The 21,049-nt window shown below is 68.5% G+C and carries 11 protein-coding genes and 1 pseudogene; 8 read left to right on the top strand and 4 right to left on the bottom strand.

The annotated features are described in order from the left end of the window. Both EBH09_RS04705 and EBH09_RS04700 read right to left on the bottom strand, forming a co-directional pair. A partial coding sequence (locus tag EBH09_RS04705) for a LacI family DNA-binding transcriptional regulator (RefSeq protein WP_153182607.1) occupies window positions 1-106 on the bottom strand: 106 nt, incomplete at its 3' end. An 85-nt stretch (window positions 107-191) separates the two neighbouring features. Next, the gene (locus tag EBH09_RS04700) at window positions 192-1,097 is read right to left on the bottom strand and encodes an endonuclease/exonuclease/phosphatase family protein (RefSeq protein WP_121745707.1); all 906 of its coding nucleotides are present in this window, start codon (window positions 1,095-1,097) and stop codon (window positions 192-194) included. A gap of 351 nt (window positions 1,098-1,448) precedes the next feature. On the opposite strand from EBH09_RS04700, the gene EBH09_RS04695 reads away from it, so the two are divergent. Next, window positions 1,449-3,170, top strand: coding sequence for a carbohydrate-binding module family 20 domain-containing protein (locus EBH09_RS04695; RefSeq protein WP_121745706.1), 1,722 nt, complete (start codon window positions 1,449-1,451; stop codon window positions 3,168-3,170). 190 nt (window positions 3,171-3,360) lie between these two features. Here EBH09_RS04695 and EBH09_RS04690 read toward each other — a convergent pair whose 3' ends face one another. Beyond that, window positions 3,361-4,827 carry a non-reducing end alpha-L-arabinofuranosidase family hydrolase gene (locus EBH09_RS04690; RefSeq protein WP_121745705.1) on the bottom strand — a complete coding sequence of 489 codons (1,467 nt, stop codon included), beginning with the start codon at window positions 4,825-4,827 and terminating at the stop codon, window positions 3,361-3,363. A gap of 740 nt (window positions 4,828-5,567) precedes the next feature. On the opposite strand from EBH09_RS04690, the gene EBH09_RS04685 reads away from it, so the two are divergent. The 3 genes from EBH09_RS04685 to EBH09_RS04675 all read left to right on the top strand — a co-directional run bounded on the left by EBH09_RS04685 (window position 5,568) and on the right by EBH09_RS04675 (window position 11,510). Further along, a complete protein-coding gene (locus EBH09_RS04685; RefSeq protein ID WP_121745704.1) occupies window positions 5,568-6,998 on the top strand; it encodes an endo-1,4-beta-xylanase in 1,431 nt (476 codons plus the stop codon). 309 nt (window positions 6,999-7,307) lie between these two features. Beyond that, window positions 7,308-9,197 carry a DUF2075 domain-containing protein gene (locus EBH09_RS04680; RefSeq protein WP_121745703.1) on the top strand — a complete coding sequence of 630 codons (1,890 nt, stop codon included), beginning with the start codon at window positions 7,308-7,310 and terminating at the stop codon, window positions 9,195-9,197. A 198-nt stretch (window positions 9,198-9,395) separates the two neighbouring features. Continuing rightward, on the top strand, window positions 9,396-11,510 hold the full coding sequence (locus tag EBH09_RS04675; protein WP_238697220.1) for a DUF2075 domain-containing protein: 2,115 nt from the start codon (window positions 9,396-9,398) through the stop codon (window positions 11,508-11,510). A gap of 53 nt (window positions 11,511-11,563) precedes the next feature. Here EBH09_RS04675 and EBH09_RS38580 read toward each other — a convergent pair whose 3' ends face one another. Continuing rightward, window positions 11,564-11,692 (bottom strand): DUF6408 family protein, encoded by a 129-nt coding sequence (locus tag EBH09_RS38580; protein WP_237552294.1) that lies wholly within the window; start codon window positions 11,690-11,692, stop codon window positions 11,564-11,566. 472 nt (window positions 11,693-12,164) lie between these two features. Between EBH09_RS38580 and drmC the strand changes: the two are divergent. The 4 genes and pseudogenes from drmC to EBH09_RS04655 all read left to right on the top strand — a co-directional run. After that, window positions 12,165-12,737 (top strand): annotated as a pseudogene (gene drmC / locus EBH09_RS04670) (DISARM system phospholipase D-like protein DrmC); the annotation flags it as partial. 632 nt (window positions 12,738-13,369) lie between these two features. Further along, the gene (locus tag EBH09_RS04665) at window positions 13,370-13,732 is read left to right on the top strand and encodes a hypothetical protein (RefSeq protein WP_121745701.1); all 363 of its coding nucleotides are present in this window, start codon (window positions 13,370-13,372) and stop codon (window positions 13,730-13,732) included. Continuing rightward, a complete protein-coding gene (locus EBH09_RS04660; protein WP_121745700.1) occupies window positions 13,729-14,388 on the top strand; it encodes a nucleotidyl transferase AbiEii/AbiGii toxin family protein in 660 nt (219 codons plus the stop codon). The genes EBH09_RS04665 and EBH09_RS04660 overlap by 4 nt, the downstream gene beginning before the upstream one ends. A gap of 673 nt (window positions 14,389-15,061) precedes the next feature. Beyond that, the gene (locus EBH09_RS04655) at window positions 15,062-21,046 is read left to right on the top strand and encodes a DEAD/DEAH box helicase (RefSeq protein ID WP_153182585.1); all 5,985 of its coding nucleotides are present in this window, start codon (window positions 15,062-15,064) and stop codon (window positions 21,044-21,046) included. Window positions 21,047-21,049 lie beyond the last annotated feature (3 nt).

Raw genomic sequence — 21,049 nt, 5'->3', positions numbered from 1 at the left:
TCTGCCGGGTCGCCTCGGAAACACCCGGCTTGCCATTGAGCACCCGGCTGACCGTGGCCTCGCTGACCCCAACCTTTTTGGCCACCTGGGCAAGTCGTCGCGTCACAGCGAAAGGCTAACGCAAGCACCGTAAGCGGCTTGCTCTCCAGGCGTATTGGAGGACGTGCGTGGAATGTGAGGCATGTGCCTCTTCAGTCCATCCTGACCTGGGCGACGACCGGAAGGTGATCGCTTCCGGTGGCGGGGAGGGTGCGGATGTGGCCGACGGTCGCGGAGCGGGCCATGACCTGGTCGATCCGGGCCACCGGGAAGGCGGCGGGGAAGCTGAGGGCGACGCCCCGCTCGGCCACGTTCAGGTGCGTCGTCAGCGGATCCAGCGCTCGGTCGTCGACCGTGCCGTTGAGGTCGCCCAGCAGGAGGACCCGGCTCAGCCGCTCGGCCGCGACGGCGTCCCCCAGCAGGCCGGCGCTCTCGTCCCGCCAGGACGAGGCGAGGCCGCTCACCCCGACGCGGACCGAGGGCAGGTGCGCGACGTACACGGCGATCTCACCGTGCGGCGTGCGCACCGAGGACCGCAGTCCGCGGTTCCAGTCCTCCGTGATGCCCCGAGGCTTGATGTCGAGTGGCCGGGCACCGGTGAGCGGATGCTTCGACCAGAGTCCGACCGTGCCCTGGACCGTCCGGTACGGGTAGTCCGGGGCGAGGGTCCTCTCGTACACGTCGAGTGCCGGCGGCACCAGCTCCTGGAGCGCGATGAGGTCGGGCCCGGCGTCGGTCAGCGCACGCGCCGTGCCCGCGGGGTCGGTGTTCTCGTCGCTGACGTTGTGCTGCACCACGACCAGGTCGGCGGCGCCGGGCTCCGGCGCGGGCAGGAGCAGGCCGCCGAAGAGATACGTCCAGGCCGCCAGCGGCAGGAGCAGCGCCACCAGCGCGACGGCCGAACGGCGCAGCAGCGCGAGGAGGAGCAGCGCCACGATCACCAGGCCGAGCCACGGCAGGAACGATTCGAGCAGACTGCCCAGCCCGCCCACCGCGTTGGGAACCACCCCGTGGAGCATCAGCAGGGCAGCCGTCAGCACGGCCGCCCCGGCGGTCACTCGCCCCCGCGCCCAGGCGGACCTGGCCCGCGCTTCCGTTCGTTCGACCATCGTTCCCGTCCACTCGTCCTCGCTCGTCAGGACGCCGTACCAGGTGGATCGGGTTCCAGTGGGGTGAGGCGCGAATGCCCCCCTGCTGCAAGAGGATGCGGAAGATTGCGGAAATGACGCCACGTCACGTCCCGGAGTCGGCCTCGTCCGAAGGCTTGACCGGTACCGAACAGTGCCTTTACGGTCACGTCCGCAACACCTTGCAGTCATCTTGCAGCAACGTATTGCAAGAGTGTGCCGACTCCCCAGTCAGCCATTGATCGGCATCCAGGACACCCGCATCCTCACACGGGAGACTCCATGCACGGGAGCACCAGCAGAGCGCGAAGAGGCACCGCCGCAGCGCTCGCACTCACCGCCGGCCTGGCCGGTGGCCTCCTCACCACCGCGGTACCGGCGCAGGCTTCGCCGCCCGGCGACAAGGACGTCACCGCGGTGATGTTCGAATGGAAGTTCAGCTCGGTCGCCAAGGCGTGCACCGACACCCTCGGCCCGGCCGGCTACGGCTTCGTCCAGGTCTCCCCGCCGCAGGAGCACATCCAGGGCGGACAGTGGTGGACCTCCTACCAGCCGGTCAGCTACAGGATCGCGGGCCGCCTCGGCGACCGCGGACAGTTCAAGAGCATGGTTGACACGTGTCACGCGGCGGGTGTGAAGGTCGTCGCCGACTCGGTCATCAACCACATGTCGGCCGGTGACGGCACCGGAACCGGCGGCTCGTCCTACACCAAGTACAACTATCCGGGCAACTACTCGGCGCCCGACTTCGACAACTGCACCTCGCAGATCAACGACTACCGCGACCGCTTCAACGTCCAGGAGTGCGAACTGGTCGGGCTCGCGGACCTGGACACCGGCGAGGACTACGTCCGGGGCAGGATCGCCGGCTACCTCAACGACCTGCTGTCGCTCGGCGTCGACGGCTTCCGGATCGACGCGGCCAAGCACATGGCCGCCGCCGACCTGGCCGACATCAAGTCCCGCCTCAGCGACCCGAACGTGTACTGGAAGCACGAGGCCATCCACGGCGCCGGCGAGGCGGTGTCCCCGACCGAGTACCTCGGCAGCGGTGACGTCCAGGAGTTCCGCTACGGACGCGACCTCAAGCGCGTCTTCCGCAGCGAGAACCTCGCGTACCTGAAGAACTTCGGCGAAGCCTGGGGCCACCTGCCCTCGGACAAGTCCAACGTCTTCGTCGCCAACCACGACACCGAACGCAACGGCGAGACCCTCAGCTACCAGGACGGCGCCGACTACACCCTGGCCCACGTCTTCATGCTGGCCTGGCCGTACGGCAACCCCGACGTCCACTCCGGCTACGAGTTCACCGACCGCGACGCGGGCCCGCCGAACGGCGGCCAGGTGAACGCCTGCTACAGCGACGGCTGGAAGTGCCAGCACGCCTGGCGCGAGATCTCCTCCATGGTCGGTTTCCGCAACGCCGCCCGCGGCCAGTCGGTGACCGACTGGTGGGACAACGGCGGCGACCGGATCGCCTTCGGGCGCGGCTCCAGGGCGTACGTCGCCATCAACCACGAGGGCTCCTCGCTGACCCGCACGTTCCAGACGTCGCTGCCCGCCGGTGACTACTGCGACGTCCAGTCCGGCAAGGGCGTCACCGTCGACGGTTCCGGCCGGTTCACCGCCACCCTCGGCGCCCACACGGCCGTGGCCCTGCACGTCGACGCCCGGAACTGTGACGGTGGCACCGCTCCCGATCCCGACCCGGTGACCTCCGGCGTGTCCTTCGCCGCCAACGCCTCCACCGTCCCGGGCCAGAACATCTACGTGACCGGCGACAGGCCGGAACTGGGCGACTGGAACCCGGGCGGCTCCCTCAAGCTCGACCCGGCCGCCTATCCGGTGTGGAAGCTGGACGTGGCGCTCCCCGAGGGCACGTCCTTCGAGTACAAGTACATCCGCAAGGACGAGGCAGGAAACGTGACCTGGGAGAGCGGCGCCAACCGCACCGCGACCGTCACCTCCACCAGGGTCACTCTCAACGACACCTGGCGCGGCTGACGCCGCCTGCGCGCCGTGTGGCCGCCCCCGCCTCCTTCACCGGGGACGGCCACGTCCGCAGTACCCAGCCCTCGGCGCGCTGTCGGAACCGGTCGGGGCTCGCCCTGCGCCCTCCCCGTGGCGAGCGGGCCCGGCCTGCCACCGGGCCCGCCACGCCGGCTCCCCTCGGAGCCGGATGCGCGTCCTGCCGTCAGCGCCGCAGGGTCAGCAGACCCGGACGGTAGGGCAGGAGGCCGTAGTCACCGCCGGAGTTGGGGCTGCGGCCCTGGTAGAGCAACTGCAGATTGCAGGGATCGACGGTCATGGTCTGATCGGGGCTGGTGCGGATCAGTTCGCCGTGGCTGATGTCGTTCGTCCAGGTGGCGCCACTGTTGGCCTTGCCGGCGAAGGGGTTGCTCTCGGTCGCGGCCTGAGGTGTCCAGGAGCCGTTCAGGCTGGTGGCTGTGAACGAGCGGAAGTAGCGGCCCTGTGAGCCGATCGCCTCGACGATCATGAGGTAGCGGTTCTGGCCCTGCAGTTTGTAGACCTGCGGGGCTTCGAACAGGTTGTTCGTCGTATCGCTCATGATCACCGTCGAGGTCGAGCCGAAGCTGCCCGGGAAGTTCCCGATCGGCATGGTGGCCCGGTAGATCTTGCCGTTGTCGCCGGCGAAGAACAGGTACATGTTCGTGCCGTCACCGATGAGTGTCTGGTCGATGGGGCCCGTTCCGGAGCCGGAGATGCTTCCGGAGAAGAGCACCTGCTCGGACGACCAGCCGTTCGGGTTGGTGGGGTCGCTCGACGTCCGGTAGGAGAAGGCGGTCCCGCCCCACTGGTAGGCGAGCACCCAGATGTTCTTCGGCGCGAAGTAGAAGAGCGTGGGCGCGACTGTGGAGGCCGACATCGTGTTCTGGCTCGTCGAGGCCATCTCCGACCAGTTGGTGAACGGGCCGAAGTTCATCGAACCCCACCTCGTCCCCGTGTCGTGCGTGGTGGCGTAGACGAGTTGTCTGCCGTTGTAGGGGGCGACGGTGAAGTCCTTGAGCGAGACCCACCCCTGCTTGGGCTGCGCCAGCGCGCCCGACGACGTCCAGCGGTAGGCCGACGGGAGAGCACACGAGCCAGGGGTGTCGGCGCCGACCTTGACGAGCTGCCATTGCTGGTTGCTGCCGCCCCAGTCGTCGTACTGGACGATGTTCGCGTTGTCGGCGGTGGAGGCGCCCTGTACTTCGAGGGCCTTGTTGCTGTGGCGCGAGACGAGCCTCACGTAGCCGTCCGAGCTGTCGGCCAGCCGCCACTGCTGGTTGGTGCCGTTCAGGTCGGTCCACTGGACGATCGAGCCGCCGTTCGCGGTGGACCAGTTGTGGACGTCCAGTACCTTGCCCGAGTGGCGGGACTTGATGCGGTAGTAGCCGTCTCCGGAATCGACGAACTGCCACTGCTGCTGGCTCTGCTCGTTCCTGGTCCACTGGGTGATGCGGGCGCCGTCGCCGGTCGCCAAGTTGTAGACGTCCAGGGCCTTGCCGCTGTTGCGGTTGACCAGCACGTACGAGGCGTTGGGGTCTATGGTCGCGGCCTCGGCGGGCTGGGCACCGAGGAAGGCGGCCACCAGCAGAAGGGGCGTAAGGACGCCGAATAAGCGTCTTGGGCGGACCGGGGACAGGTGGCGAAGCCACATCGGAGGGCCTCCTTGGAAGGCGGGGTGGGGCGCCGCCGATGACCCGCGGAGCGGCAGCCAAGCCGGGCACAGAGTGATTCGAAAGTTTCGGGGCGATTTCGGGTCTGTGACGCCACAAGCTAGAAAGGTCGGGTCCTCCGGTCAAGGTCTGTCGCCGATCTGTCCGCAAACAGCTCCTCGTTCGGAGTGGGACAAGCGCTCGCGTCGACTGCAGACCGCCAGGTAGCTCGAAGGTGATTCGGGATGTGGCGCGCCGGCCGGGCATCCCGCCTGCCCTGGCAGGGCTCCTCGAAAGTTTCGGTACCCAGGCGGAAATTTTTCCGCCGCAAGAGGATTGACGAGTCACCGTCAACCCTCAATCATCTGTCTGGTAACCCGACCGGATGCCGAGATGTCGAACAATGCGGGTCCTGGGTGGACTGTGCCGTATGGAGAGCCGCGCACAGCCGCCCGACCGATCCGCGTGCCGAACCCCCTGCGCCAACCCCGCATTTCGTCCCGGTGAGGCTCGCACCGACACATCCTGACACTCCGTGCAGTCGGAGAGGGATGCGACGCCGCGTGACGGCCTCCCGGCTGAGCCGCGATGGAGTACACCCGTGCCTGTGTCGAAAGACCGCTGCCACCCGGCGTACGTCACTCGGCGGCCGGCCGGACCCGTCCGTGCCGATTGAGATCCTCCCGGATCCCATGACCGCGGTGTCCGGTGATCCCGTTATTCCTGCCTTGGAGGCACAGCCATGGGCTCATATGCCCTTCCCGGACCCGTTGTCCGGCGCAAAGTCCGCGTTCTGCTGCTGGCGTTGGTCGCCGGCGTCCTGGGTGTGGTCGCCGCACTGGTCGCGCCGCCGCCCGCTCAGGCCGCCGAGAGCACGCTCGGTGCCGCGGCGGCGCAGAGCGACCGCTACTTCGGCGTCGCCATCGCCGCGAACAGGCTGAGCGACTCGACGTACGCGACGATCGCGGACCGTGAGTTCAACTCGGTGACGGCTGAGAACGAGATGAAGATCGACGCCACCGAACCGCAGCGGGGCCAGTTCGACTTCACGGCCGCAGACCGCGTCTACAACTGGGCGGTGCAGAACGGCAAGGAGGTGCGCGGCCACACCCTGGCGTGGCACTCCCAGCAGCCCGGCTGGATGCAGAGCCTCAGCGGCGGCGCGCTGCGCCAGGCGATGATCGACCACATCAACGGCGTGATGAGCCACTACAAGGGCAAGATCACGCAGTGGGACGTCGTGAACGAGGCTTTCGCCGACGGAAGTTCGGGAGCCCGGCGAGACTCCAACCTGCAGCGCACCGGCAACGACTGGATCGAGGTCGCCTTCCGCGCCGCGCGCGCCGCCGACCCGTCCGCCAAGCTCTGCTACAACGACTACAACGTCGAGAACTGGACCTGGGCCAAGACTCAGGCCATGTATGCCATGGTCCGGGACTTCAAGCAGCGCGGTGTGCCGATCGACTGCGTCGGCTTCCAGTCGCACTTCAACAGTGGCAGCCCCTACAACAGCAACTTCCGTACCACCCTGCAGAACTTCGCCGCCCTCGGCGTCGACGTGGCCGTCACCGAACTCGACATCCAGGGTGCCTCCGCCTCGACCTACGCCAACGTGGTCAACGACTGCCTGGCCGTCTCGCGCTGCCTCGGCGTCACCGTCTGGGGTGTGCGCGACAGCGACTCCTGGCGATCGGAGCACACGCCGCTGCTGTTCAACAACGACGGCAGCAAGAAGCCCGCCTACACCGCCGTCCTCAACGCACTCAACGGCGGCTCCACCACACCGCCCGCGGACGGCGGAACGATCAAGGGCGTCGGTTCGGGCCGGTGCCTGGACATACCCGGCAGCAGCACCACCGACGGCACCCAGGTCCAGCTGTGGGACTGCCACGACGGCACCAACCAGCAGTGGACGTACACCGACGCCGGTGAGCTCAGGGCCTACGGCGACAAGTGCCTGGACGCCGCCGGCACCGGCAACGGCGCCAAGGTGCAGATCTACAGCTGTTGGGGCGGCGACAACCAGAAGTGGCGCCTGGACTCCGACGGATCGATCGTCGGCGTCCAGTCCGGCCTCTGCCTCGACGCCGTCGGGGGCGCCACCGCCAACGGCACCCTGCTCCAGCTCTACTCCTGCTCGAACGGCGACAACCAGCGCTGGACCCGGGCCTGACCAGTCCTGCGCGAACGCATCGCTGGTGATCGAGAGGGTCGCCGCCGTGGCGGCGACCCTCTCGCACGGCACGGCACGGCACGGCACGGGAACTCGGTGACGTGGACGGTCAAAGGGTGAGTCGTAGCGGTGAGCCGTCGAGGAGCGGTCGCACGGGTCCCTGCCGGGGAGTCCACCAGCGCCGGCAGGGCACAAGGTAATCTCGCAGGAATCGTCAAAGCGGCCCGACGGGCTTCCGTTCCACATTGGTGGAGTTAAAGGACACGCCCCCACCCGCACGAGTCACTTCGTGCTGCCTGGGGGAAGTTCTTGCTGTTCCGCGCGTCCGCGAAAACGGTCGCCGTCATGGCGCTCGACGGTTCGCTGTTCCTGCACCTCACCGACCAGTTCGTTCACATGCACGGCTACCAGCCCAGCACCTCGGAGGCCCGCTCCTGGGAGCGCAGCATTCCCGTCCTGGCCGCCGCGCTCAACGACGCGGGCCTGGGCGACGTGGAGGTGATGCTGGAGTACGCCCTCCCGCTGAACAGCAAGCGCGCCGACGTCGTCCTCGCAGGCGTGCATCCCTCCACAGGGGAACCCTCGTACGTCCTGGTGGAGCTGAAGCAGTGGAGCGAGGTGCTGCCCCACGAGGACGATCCCACGCTGTGCCACGTCGAGCCCTACGCCTACCCTGTCCTCAACCCCATCGAGCAGGTGCGTCGCTACTGCGACTACTTGGTCAACTTCAACGGAGCGGTGGCCGAGCACGGACACCGGGTCAGCGGAGTGGCGTTCCTGCACAACGCCACCGAGTTCGACGTGGCCGGTCTGCGGGAGATTGAGCGCCACGGTCGCGGACTGCTGTTCACAGGGCAGCGCCGAGGTGAGTTCCTCGACCATCTCCGTTCGAAGTTGAGCGACCGGCATACCGGTGCCCGGGCGGCGGACGAACTGCTCTCGGGTGCCACGGTGCCGTCGAAGCAGCTCATGTCGGTTGCGGCCGAGGAGGTCCGCGAACGCCAGCAGTTCGTGCTGCTCGACGAACAGCAGGTCGCCTACCGCATGGTGCTCAACGCGGTGCAGAAGGCCAAGCGGGCTGACCGCAAGGAGATCGTCGTCGTCACCGGCGGCCCGGGCACGGGCAAGAGCGTGATCGCACTCCAATTGCTCGGTGAGCTGTACCGGCGGGGAATTACGGCCCTGCACGCCACCGGTTCCCAGTCGTTCACCAAGACGATGAGGAAGGTCGCCGGATCCCGCAAGCGTGAGGTGCAGGACCTGTTCAAGTACTTCAACAGCTTCATGACCACCGAGAAGAACAGCCTGGACGTCCTGATCTGCGACGAGGCCCACCGCATCCGGGAGACCTCGGCGAACCGCTACACCCGTGCCGAGCATCGGACCGGCAAGGCCCAGATCGACGAACTCATCGACGTCGCCCACGTGCCCGTCTTCCTTCTCGACGAGCACCAGGTGGTGCGGCCGGGTGAGCTGGGCACTGTGGCCGACATCAAGGCGGCAGCGGCCAAGCGGGACATCCCCTGCCACGTCGTCCCCCTGGAGAGCCAGTTCCGCTGCGGTGGCAGCGACGCCTTCCTGCGCTGGGTCGTCAGGCTCCTCGGCCTCGAGCCCGGCGGTCCGGTCGTCTGGGAGCCCGATGACCGCATGCAACTGCTGGTCGCCGAAAGCCCGCAGGAGATGGAGGCGTTCCTCGAAGCCCGGCGGGCGGAGGGGTACGGCGCACGCGTGTCCGCCGGCTACTGCTGGCGCTGGTCCCCAGAGCCCAAGCCTGGCGCGCCGCTCGCGCTGGATGTAGTCATCGGCGACTGGGCACGCCCCTGGAATCTGCGGGGCGACCGCTCGGTCTCGGGCGCACCTCCGGCCGCGTTGTGGGCAACCGACCCGGCGGGCTTCGAACAGGTCGGCTGTGTCTACACCGCCCAGGGCTTCGAGTACGACTGGTCCGGCGTCATCATCGGCCCCGACCTGCTGTGGCGTGGAAGCCGCTGGATCACGGACCGCACCGCATCCAAGGACCCGGTGTTCAAGAAGTCCACCGCGGACGACGACGTGGACCGTCTGATCCGCAACACCTACAAGGTGCTGCTGACCCGGGGAATGGTTGGCACGATCGTTTACTCCACGGACCCGGAGACGCGGGAAAGGCTCAGGGAGCTGGCGGGCGGTCGGCTGGATCAGCGAGCTTCCTCGGTGTGAGGGGGTACGTCTTCGCCACGGGGCACAGGATCCGGCCATGATGGCTACGCTTCGCGTCGACCACGGCTTTGTCGCCGTGCGCAGAACGGCCGGCTCCCTAAGATCACGGGTACCGATTGCGGCCCGACGGGCTTCCTCACGAGGACATGCCCCCACCCGCACGAGCCACTCGTGCCCTGGGGGACCCACCTCGTGTCCATGCTCCTGCTGCGGCTCGCAGCACGGGATCTGCTGACCTTGAATTCACGGCGGCGTATGGTGCCGCACCTGGCCGCCAGATGGCGGCACTTCCGAGGCGCCGACGCCTCGCTGTCGGAACGATCCGCGTGGGCCGACAGCCTCGTGCACCTCGCGGAGGACTTGGTCGCCGCTGGGCGCGGAAACGTGGAGATGATCGTCGAGTGCGCCGCCACCCTCGACGAGGCCGACCGCCCCGGCGCCCCCAGGCTCATCGACGTGGTCCTCGTGGGCCAGCACCCCGCCGAGAGGCGGTTGTCCGTTCAACTGGTCGAGCTGAAGCGCTGGTCGATGGTGACCCGGGTGGAGCGTGCCACCGCGGAACTGGTCCACGTACCGGGGATGGGCAGGAAGAAGCACCCAGCCCTGCAGTTACGCGAGTACTACGAGGCGTTCACCGGCGGCAGGGGAGCACTGCATGGACTGGACTTCGAATGCGGAGGGTTCGCCTATCTGCACAACGCCACCGACGCCTCCGTCCGGCCACTGGTCGATGTGGATGCTCCGACCGGCGCCTACGCAGCTGTCTACACGAACGACCGGCGCGCGCAGCTGATCTCCGACCTCCGCAAGCACTTCGCCGAAGAAGGGGGCGCCTCCGAGGCCGAGATACTGCTGCAGAACATGGGCTTACGCAACACGCCCCTCCTCGACGCAATGATCCACTCCCACGGCGAGGACACGGTATTCAACCTGCGCGGCCGGCAGAAGAAGGTCGCCGACCAGATCCTGGACACCGCGGCCAAGGTTCTCCCGGACCCGCAGTGCCCCGCCCTCCTGCCCGACGAGCGACGTGTCATCTTCCTGGTGACCGGCGGTGCGGGTACCGGGAAGAGCGCCATCGGCCTCCAGATCAAGGCGGAGCTCGAGGCGGGCGGCCGCACGGTCAAGTACGCCAGCGGCAGCAGAGCCTTCAATGGCGCGATCCAGGAGCATGTCGGCTACGGCGACCGGGAGTTCAGGGAGAGCTTCACCTACTTCAGCAACTTCGTCACCCCTCCGGACCCGCCCCTTGACGTGCTGATCTGCGACGAGGCGCACCGCCTGCGGGACCGCTCGACCAACCGCTTCTGGAAACCCGAAAACCAGGGCACCAAGCCCCAGGTCGACGAGTTGCTCGACGCGTCCCGCCTGACCGTGTTCTTCCTCGACGAAGGACAGACCGTACGACCGCATGAGGTCGGCACCGTTGAATTGATCAGGGACGCGGCACAACGGCACAGTGCCACTCTTCTGGAGTACGAGCTCCGGGAACAGTTCCGCTGTGGCGGCAGTGACGCCTACATCCGCTGGGTGCGGGCCGTGCTCGGGGTGACGGACGAGGAGCCGGAACAGTGGACGCCGGACGGCCTGATGCACGTCGAGGTGGCGGACAGCCCGGAGGAACTCGAACGGATCATCCGTACCGAGGCGATCGCCGGAGCGTCCGCCCGTCTCGTCGCGGGCTATTGCTGGCCGTGGACGAAGCCCATCGGCAAGGAGAGGCGGCTGGAGGCCGACGTGCGGATCGGGGACTGGCACAGGCCCTGGAACGCGGACAGCGACGCCTTCTGTAAGAACGGGGCACCACCGTGCAGGATCTGGTCGGTGCACGAGAACGGGCTCGGCCAGATCGGCTGCGTGTACACCGCCCAGGGCCTTGAGTGGGACTGGTGCGGCGTGATCATGGGTGACGACATGGTCCGGCGGGGCGACCGGTGGGTGTACCGCCGTGGCAAGGAGCGAAAGGACCCGGACTCGGGCCTCAGGCGCGTCGCCGTTCCGGGCTCGTTCGACCCCAAGGTGAAGGCCGGCAGCGTCGACGACGAGGAGTTCGCGCGGCTGGTCCGCCACGCCTACCACGTGCTGATGACCCGGGCGAGCCGGGCGACGGTGCTGTACTCCACGGACGAGGAGACCCGCACCTACCTGAAGGGCATGGTCGGCGAGGTCCAGATCCACGGTCTTCGCCCCACGTGGGAGAACCTGCCGGAGGAAGCACGCGTACCGCACCCGCCCCGGCCGCGCCGGGGGCGGAACTCCCGCAGGAGGCGGCAGAGCACGGGCCCACACTCGCCCGACCTCTATCTGTTCTGACGCGCACCGCCTGTGTGGGAGTGGCGGGCTCTCCGGGCCCGCCACAAGCCCGCTCAGAAGAGCAGACGCGCTGCCGCCACCAGGGCCGTCACCACGACCTGGGTGACGACACCCGCGGCGACGTCGACCAGGATCTCGCGAAGCCGGTGACGACGTGCAGGCTTGTACTCAACGGGGTTCATGGATGTCCACTCCTTGACGTGACCTGGAATGGCGGGACCGCCCTTCCGGGCATCCGCAGTCACGCCGCGTGCTACACGCAGCGGAAACCACTCGTCAGTCACGGCCGGGAACCGACCTCCGAAACACCGCCGACGTACCCTCCGGGAAGGTGCGCAGCAGGGGCAACGGTAGTGGATCACTGATCCGCACTCACGCTTTTCAGCCACCGCTGGGATGCGGTTGGCGAGCGGTCCCCGGCTGTGTCACGACTCCTTGTCGTCGTCCCCCGCGTCGCTGATGAGCGGAACGAGGAGCGGGTGGACCCTGAAGCCGGAGGCAGGGCCCGGACCGTTCCTGTACTCAGCGGTGAGGACGGGCACTGCCGAGTCCCGAATCAACCCCTGCTCCTGGAGGTTGCGACTGATCCGCGTGATCGGCTTGGTGAAGCCCTTCAGAGTGCGGCCGTCGTCGTAGCCGCAGTCGGTACCTCCCTCCGAGGCGGCTGCCTACGTGCGAGGCTATGTCGCCGCCCGGCGGAAAGCCCGGGACATCGTCCAGGTCCGCACCGTGTGGAGCGGCCCCTCGACACCGGCGGTGCCGGTGCGGGCCACCGCTCAGGTACTGGTCGAGGTCATCAATGAGGCGCAGCGCGAGCTGCTGGCGATGACGTACGCGGCTCGTCCGTATCCGGCCCTGACCAGGGCCCTCACCGAGGCTGCGGGCAGGGGAGTCCAGACGCATGTCGTGGTCGAGACCCTGGCCGGCGCAGGCGGCCTGCTCTCGGGGAGGGAACCGGCTGAAGCGTTCGCCTCCGTACCCGGACTGCTGCTGTGGGTCTGGGCACGGGACTCGGCCGAACGGGGCCGCTCACGCCAGCACGCCAAGCTTGCGGTCGCAGACCGCCGCACTCTTCTGCTCGGCAGCGCCAACCTGACCGAGTCCGCCGCGCGGCGCAACATCGAGGCGGGTGTCCTGGTGACCGGCGGTGAAGCACCGCGACGCACGGCAGAACACATCGTCGAGATGCAGCGTCTCGGCATACTCAAGGCCTTTCCCGCCACATGAAGCAGTCGGCTGACCACGCGGCCGTGCACGCCGACGATGCCGCAACAGCCCGCTTCGCACGGAAGCCCAGGTTGGGAGCCTGCTCGTCGGCATGGAGCGATGTTCCTCACAATCTTCGAGTCGGGCGCGTGCCAGTTGTAGAGTGAGGACCGCCCTTGACCTGCACAAAGCAGGCAGGGAGCCGTCTTCCAGGAGTCCAACATGCTGCGCACCATGTTCAAGTCCAAGATCTAGCGTTTGGGTGTTTTCGCAGGTCAGAGACTTGATGGCCCCGCTGAGGTCAGCAAACGGTCAGCATCGGGCGCGGGAGCGTCCCAGCTTGCTGACGGTTGGCCGCCATGACGGTTGACCTCAACAGGTCTCTGGCTCCCACCAGGCCGCAACCGGACCCACCGCGGCGGCCCTCCGCGTGACCTGCTGGCCCATGATCACCCGCGCCCGCGAGTGGGGCGGGTCCCGGGCCTGCAGGACAGCCGGTTGCCGCGCCACCTGGGGGCCTGCACGGGTAGGCGATGATGCGCCAAGCGCCCACTGGGTGAGATGTCCGAGGGCGGGCGCCCGCCCGACGTACGTACGACAGGGGGACCCCCGTATCCGCCATGCCGCCGCCTCCGAGCAGCGATACTGGATGCATGGACGCGACGATCACCGCCCCCCGCGCCGAGGTGCTGCGGGACCGCTACCGCAGCCGACTGCCCGAGCGCTTGCAGGAGCTGGCCGGCCCCATCGAGGGCAACGTGGACCTGCCGCTCCATATTGTCTGGTCCGGGCGGACGAGCTACAGCCTGGACCGTCCGAAGTCCCGCATGACGCTCTACCGGACCGTCCTCGCCGAAGGACTGAGTGAGGACCTGATGGTCCTCCTGCACCACAGGCTGCTCGCCGAGCAGTGGCCCGTGCTGCGGCGCTTGATCAGTCCCTACATCCGCGAGGTCTGGGAGGACGCCTTCCCCGAGCTGCTCCGCACCGCTCCGGCCGACACGACCGCCGCGTGAAGCTCACTCCGCTCCACGAGCGTCTCCTCGCCGACATCCTCGACCTCGGCTCCCCCTACCCTCTGGTCCTCACCGGCGGATACGCCGTGCAGGCCCACGGCCTGGTCGAACGCTTCAGCCGTGACCTCGACGTCGCCACCGAGAACCCCGCTCCGATGCAGGAGATCGTCGCCTCACTCACAGCAGGGCTCAGTACGCGCGGATGGCGGACCACGCACGTCCAGACAGATCCGCTCAGCGGCCGGTTCCTCGTCACCGATCCGGACACCGGCGAGGAGTGCGAGGTCGACGTCCTCAAGGAGGCGTTCTGGGCTCCGCCCGCCCAGACCCCCTACGGCCCCGTTCTTTCCCTCGACGACGTGATCGGCACCAAGGTCCGTGCCCTCGCCGACCGCGGCACCGTCCGCGACCTCATCGACGTCCAGGCTGCCTCCCGCCACCGCTCCACCGCCGACCTCGAATCCCTGGGCCGCCGTCGCGCCCACGACGAGTTCAGCCTCGAAGACCTCCGGGACCGGCTCGTCGGCGCGGACTGGTACGAGGATGAGGACTACACCGCTTACGGGCTCACCTCCCGGCAGATCGAAGAACTCAAGGCGTGGGCGCTGGGGTGGGCGGAGGATCTGGGTGCGCGGATCCATGACGAGAACGCCTGAGAGGCGGTCATCGCGTCCATCCCCTCTACCGCCGTTGTAACGAGAGGATGCGGTGTAGCCAGCAGGTCTCAAACCGGAGCCGTCCACGGTGAGTGGCTGCCCTGCATGGCGGATGTGCAGGGCAGCCGAGCGATACCCCGCAGTAGACTCACGGCAAAACCGGGCTGCGGTAACGGTCAAACACCGCATCCCTCTCCCATGTCCAGTCCGGGTCCCGACGGTGGAACTCGGCAACTGCCAGCTCGAAGAATTGGCCGGAAGGCTTCCGGATGGATCCGGAAAGTCTCGCCGAATCCCTCGGCGTCACCAAAGTCGTGTGTGGAGGAGGGGCACGGACCCGTCCGTAGTGAAGGCACGCCGAGAGCGGGGTCAGTAGACGGCGGGGGAATGCGCGAAGGGGTGGTGGTCGCGGCAGCGGAAGAGGCCGCGTCCTGGACGGGCGAGCACGCCGATCTTCCATCACGTGCGCCTTGTGTGCCAGTTCGGCTCGTGGAAGCTGAACACCGTCACGCCTGGCAGTATCCGTCTGACGCCCACGAATATTTCTGCTGAAGGTACGTAACCTTCCGAATGAAAATATGATGTAGGCCACGTCTCGGATCTCCAGGGGAGGGAGAGCCGAGGGAGCGGCGCGGTCGAGCATGGGCCGGGGCCGTGTGCAAGGGGGGTGTACATGTCTGAAGGGCAGACGGTTTCTGCGGCGTCGCGGAAGGTTGCAGAGCTGGTCCGCGCCTTCTCGTCCGGAATTTCTGAGCGGGAACTGGTCGTCGAGGCCAAGAGGCAGTTCGGCACACTGCCGGAGCAGCGGTTAGTGAAGCTGGTCGCCGAGGCGGTCCGCGGAGGTCTGCTGATCGCTTCGGGGGACCTTCTCCTGCCTGTTGCTCCGCAGGAACTGGTGCGCCCGGCACAGGTGGCGTCCGAACGGCGCCAGCCAGGCGCTGAGTCCGCTGTTGTTGCACGGTTGGACGAGACGTCCGTGCTGCGGACCGTCGCGCTCGACGTCGAAAGCGTCGTACGGACGACGGCGACCGCTCCCTACTTGGAGCGGCACGTCTACGAGGTGGCAGCGGTCAGGTTCGGCGCCGATTGTGAATGGGTCGCTGCGGCGCCCCGCTGGCGGCGGTACCTCAGGTTCCCTGGTGACACTGAGGAGTTGCGTGACGGCAGCGTGCGGAACGCGGTGCTTGACCAGGGTTTATCCCAGCAACAGGCGTGGACGGAGCTGAGTGACTTCCTGTCGGACGCCGATGTCGTGGTCGCCTATAACGGCACGACACTGGACTTTCCCGTCGTAAGTGAAGCGGCGGAGGAGGCCGGTACCAGCGATCCGCTCTCCGCCGTGCGCCCCGTCGACGCCCTGTACCTCGCGCACGCCGTTTGGCCGACAGCCCCATCCCACCGACTTCAGGACCTCGCGCTTCAGCTCAACGTCTCCCGTTCGGATCTGCGCGCCCATACGGCGGACGGCGACGCGGTCTTGCTGGTGCGCCTCCTAGAGCGGGCCGCCGCCGAGTTCGCATGCAGGACGGCCGAATTGCGCGATCTCATCGCCGACGTCTGCCCCGACTCCGACGCGTGGCGGCTGCTGCGGGAACTGGCCGAGGGTGAGGCCGCCAACGATCGAGAGCCGCGGGTGTGGGAGCAGGCGCACGTGGCCCGCCTGTTGGGTGACGAGTTTGGGCAGCACACGCCGCGTCGAACCCCTGGCGGAAGGGCACCGGGCAAGGGCGCCGTGGACGTGCCGGACGTCTTACGGGGCGCCGACGGAAGGGTCGAGCCGACCGCTCTCGCCCGGGTCGTGCACGGCTCCCGCGTTGAACCTCGGCCTGCTCAGCAGACGATGACGACGACATTGCATGACTGGACTGACCGTGGCGTCAGCGGTCTGCTGGAAGCACCCACCGGCACCGGAAAGAGCTATGTAGTGCTCGCCGCCGCGCTGGACTGGCTCGCCGGTGGCGATGACAGCCGTACCGCTGTCATCGCCACATACACCAAACAGTTGCAGAGCCAGATGGCGAAGGACATCCAGGACCTGGAGCGGGCCCTGCCGGGCATCCTCGGGGTCGCCGACCTAGTCAAGGGCAAGTCCAACCGGCTCTCCCTCGCAGCCCTGACGAAGACCCTCGCCGAGGCCCCGCGTCGGCGCCGCTCCGCGGGCACCGCCCGCGCCCGCTTCTCCCAACGGAGCCGGTTCCGCGAACTCGCCGTCTTCCTCGCACTGCGCCTGCTCGCGGCCAAGGAGCCCCCGCAGACCTGGACGGCCAGATCGGTCGACCCGGTGGACCTGCCCGCCTTCTTCACCGACTACATCGGGCGCGGCCTGCCGCTCTGGCTGGAGTCGCTGTCCCAGCGCGACGGCGACTACGGCCCCGCCGCAGGCAACCCGCTCACCGTGCACACCGACACCGTCCGGGAGTCGATCGACAGCCACCGCCTCATCCTCGCCAACCATGCACTCGTCCTCTCCCACCTGGACGACCTGCGTGCCGTCGGACCCGAGGTGCTCCTCGTGATCGACGAGGCGCATGAGTTGGAGAACGCCGCCACGTCCGCGCTGACCGTGACCGTCGACCACCAGGACTTGGAAGCTTTGCTGCCGGAGTACCAGGCATGGGTCGCGGACGCGCACCCGGGCACCGCTAAGGAGCAGGCCGCCGCAGCGATTGCCGACCTCGAACGGCTGCTGGATGATGAACGCCTTCCCCGGCTGGCGGCGCAAGCCTTCGACGCCCAGGCCAAGGGCGTGGGCGTACGCATCGGCAGCCGGGCGACCACGCTCGCCAGCCCCTACGCCGGCACTTCCGGCACCCGGCACACCCGGCGGCTGTCGCTGGTGCTGGAAAGCATCGCCAAGGCGCTCGTGTCCTGTCGCATCACGCTGGAGCGGTACGTGTTCCAGCACTCTGCCGGAATCGATCCCCTGGTGCGCGAGCGCCTGACCGCGCTCGCGGAGCACACCGACTCCCTCACCACGGCCCTCGACCGGATTACGGCCGACATCCGCGCCTTTCTCGACCCTGCCCTCACCTTGGACGAGGCTCCCCCTTCCCGCGTCATATATCTGGAGGAAGTGGATGAACCCAGGGCGGAGCTGCGGTCCTACCGCTTCCGTGTCGCCACCAGTCCCGTCGATCTGCCCGCAGACCCGGAGTGGCGGCGCTACCTGGAGACCTTCGACCGTGTCCACTACGTCTCCGCGACACTGCGTGTCGCCGGGGAATGGGATTTCATGCGGACCCGACTCGGGTTGCCTGACGATCTGCCGACGCTGGCCCTGCCTTCCCCGTTCGCCCTGCGCAGCCAGGCCGAGGTCGTGTGCTTCTCCGACTTCCCCTCCTGGGCGGAGCAGGAGGAGGGCGCCCTGCGGACCGTCGCCCACCAGGTCGCTGGATTCGCCACCGAAATGACCCGTGTACGCGCCGACGGCAACGGCTTCGACGGCGGCGGCGTGATCCTCACGACCGCCCGCTCGACCGCCGCGGGCATCGGCTTCCACCTCGTGCGGGAGCTGCGCTCCCGCGCCCTCGACACCCCGGTCGTCGAGGCGCTCACTCTCGGCAACGGCCGGGCCTATCAGGCGTTCACCGACCGGCGGGACGGTGGAGGGTTCCTCGTCGGCACCAAGGGACTCTGGCAGGGGGTCGACGTCTCCGATGCCGAGCGGCTGCGTCTGGTGTGGATCAACAAACTGCCCTTCGCACCGTTCGCCGCTCCGATCGTGGAGGCTCGGCGCGCGGCAGTCGCCGAACGCGCCGAGCAGGCCGGCCACCCCGATCCGGAAGGTGCCGGCACCGAGCACTATTACCTGCCGCTCGCCGCGCTCCAGCTGCGTCAGGCGGTGGGCCGGCTCATCCGCTCCGACCGCCACCGCGGCGTCGTCGTCATCAGTGACCGCAAACTCGCGGGAGCCAGCAGCCTGCGCCGCTCCTACCGGCGTGCCTTCCTCGGCAGCCTCGATGACGGACTGCAGTGCCCCGACCCGGAAACCGGCGACATCGGCGGCGGCAACGTCGCCACCATGGCCGAAGGATGGCGTCGCATCTGGGAGTTCATGGCGGCCCACAACCTCCTGGACCCCGCCCGGTCCGCGGAGCTGTGTACCGACGAAGCCCTCGAACGGCAGACCCTCCTACCGCACACCAGGCGCATCCGCGAACTGGCGCTGACCACCGAGGAGACTCGGAAGCTGCGGGAACAGGGCCTGCTCGTGGAGGAGATCAAGGATCGCTGCGCCCGCATCGGAGGATTGCTGCGGCTCGTCGACAAACCCGTAGCCCTCAAGCCGGCCCAGCAGGCCGTCATCGCCGCCGTGGCCGAGGGACGCAACGTACTCGGACTGCTTCCCACAGGCTTCGGCAAGAGCTTCACCTTCCAGTTGCCCGCGCTGGTCCTGCCCGGCATCACCGTGGTCGTCAGCCCGCTCGTCGCTCTCATGCACGACCAGGCCCTCGAACTGAACCGGTCCATCGGTGGCGCGGTCCGCGCGCTCATCTCCCCGCTGCGCGAGTCCAGCAGCAGGGCAGGCAAGACAGAAGTGACGGACCAGCTCCTCGGGCGGGCCGACCACGGTATCCGCCTGGTCTACGTCAGCCCGGAACGCCTGTGCCAGCGGCGCTTCCGGGAGACCGTCCGCGCGGCCGCGGCGGCGGGCCGGGTGACCCGGATCGCCGTGGACGAGGCACATACCCTCCCGCAATGGGAGGACTTCCGGCCCAGCATGCGCCGGGTCAGCAGGTTCCTGGACGAGCTGCGCCGGGACCACGGGGTGGCGGTCACCGCGGTGACCGCCACCGCCAACAGGGCCGTCCACGAGGCGCTGCGCGAAGGACTGTTCGGTCTGCCCGCCGAGGTCCCGGAGCCCGCTTCGGCCGAGGCGGCCGCCGAAGCAGAGCATCCCGGAGTCGTCGGCGGGCTCCTGACGGTGCGCCAGAACCCGATCAGGCCCGAACTCGCCGTCTTCCGCCGCTCCCTCGACCGGCTCGGACAGGGAGGTGTGGCGGGGCTGGTCGAGCGCGTCGTCGACGCGCTCGACGGTCACTCCATCCTCTACTGCCTCACCGTCAAGGAGGTCAATACCCTCTACACCCACCTGCGCGAGTACGTGGGTGACGCCGGCGTCCGCGTGCTGCGGTTTCACGGCCGTCTGACGGAGGCGGAGAAGGCGGCCGTCATGACGGAGTTCCGGGAGGCGCCCCGGGAAGGCGACGACGGCTTCGTCCCGGTCGTGGTGGTGGCCACCTCCGCGTTCGGGCTCGGTGTCAACCGGCCCGACGTACGCACCGTGATGTGCGTGTCGCCGCCTACCGACCTGGCCGCGCTCTACCAGCAGTTGGGTCGGGCGGGGCGGGACGGCGCGGGCCGGGGGACGGTCGGCGACGGCCCCGTCAACAGCGGTCTCGCCCTCGCGACGAGCCGGGGGCTGCGCATGGTCCGTTTCATGACGGGCCAGGAACTGCCCGCGTCGCTGCTTCGGCGCATGGGCAGCCTTGTCCTCGCCCAGCGGGACGGCACGCTCGATCCGGTACGGCTGGCCGACCTGCTCATGGCCGAGGACGCCGCGAGCGGTGCGCTGAGCGAGGCCGAGCTGGACGACAGGCACACCCAGGAGCGCTACCAGGGCGGCATCATGCGGGCGTTCAGCGCGCTCGCCGACCTCGGCGCCGTCGCCGACCTCGGCGACCACCCGCCGTTCTGCGCGGTCAAACCCGGCGACCTCCGACCGGCCGGACACGGCGCAGGACAGACGCCTATCACTGCAGCGAAGCGCGGCGAGGAAGCGGACGGGTCCATGCGGCTGGAGCAGACCGTCATTGACACCGCCCTGTCCTGGGACACCCCACGACAGGTCGACGTCCGAGCTCTCGACCGGGAACTCGCCGCCCGGTGCCCCGACTACCGCTCGGTCGCCGATGGACCGTCGGCGACCTGGGAACTGCTCGCCGACCTCCACGACCGTGGGCTCCTGGACGTCTCCGCGGTGCCCAGCCGCCGCCTGGTCACCGGTCTGACCACCCGCACCGGCACCCTGCCCGACGGGTTCCTCCCGCTGCTCGGCCGACGCGGCCGCCGAGCCGCCGAGGAACTGGCCAGGCTCCGGAACTTCTTCGACGCGAGCACGGTCTGCGCCCAACGGGTCTTCGCCGATTACTTCGGCGTCAGCGACCTGCCCGAGGGGTGCTGCACCACGGCCCGCTGCCGCTGCTCGGCCTGCTGGGACACAGGCCGCTGGCCCGTGGAGGAGCGGCGCCCTGCCGTCGCCCAGGTCTTCGACAGCCCGCGCCCCCGCGAGGGAGGCGGTGCCGACACCTCACTGCGCGACCAGCGCGTCGACCTCCAGGTCCACCGGCTGCTGCAGCTCCAGCCGCAGGGCGCACACCCGCGCCGGCTCTGGCACGCACTGCGCGGCGACGAATCCTCCTACAACCCGAGGAATCGAAAGATGATCCCCCTGCCGAAGGCGATCCGGGAAAGCCGCCACTTCGGCGGTCGTGCCGATCTGCCTTATGCGGCAGTAAACGCGAGCCTCACACGGCTGGCCGCAGCCGGAGCCGCAGTCGAGGGCCCGGACAGCCTCTGGCGAGCCGTCCGCCCGGTCCGACACACGAGATCCCGCCGGGCGGGAAGCGGATCCGAACGGAAGGACGGCTGGGCGTGACCA

Source organism: Streptomyces sp. E2N166 (assembly GCF_003671715.1).
In the GTDB taxonomy this organism is placed as follows: Bacteria; Actinomycetota; Actinomycetes; order Streptomycetales; family Streptomycetaceae; genus Streptomyces; species Streptomyces thinghirensis.
The sequence above is the reverse complement of the archived record's forward strand: the minus strand, read 5'-3'. Positions and strand labels throughout refer to the sequence as shown.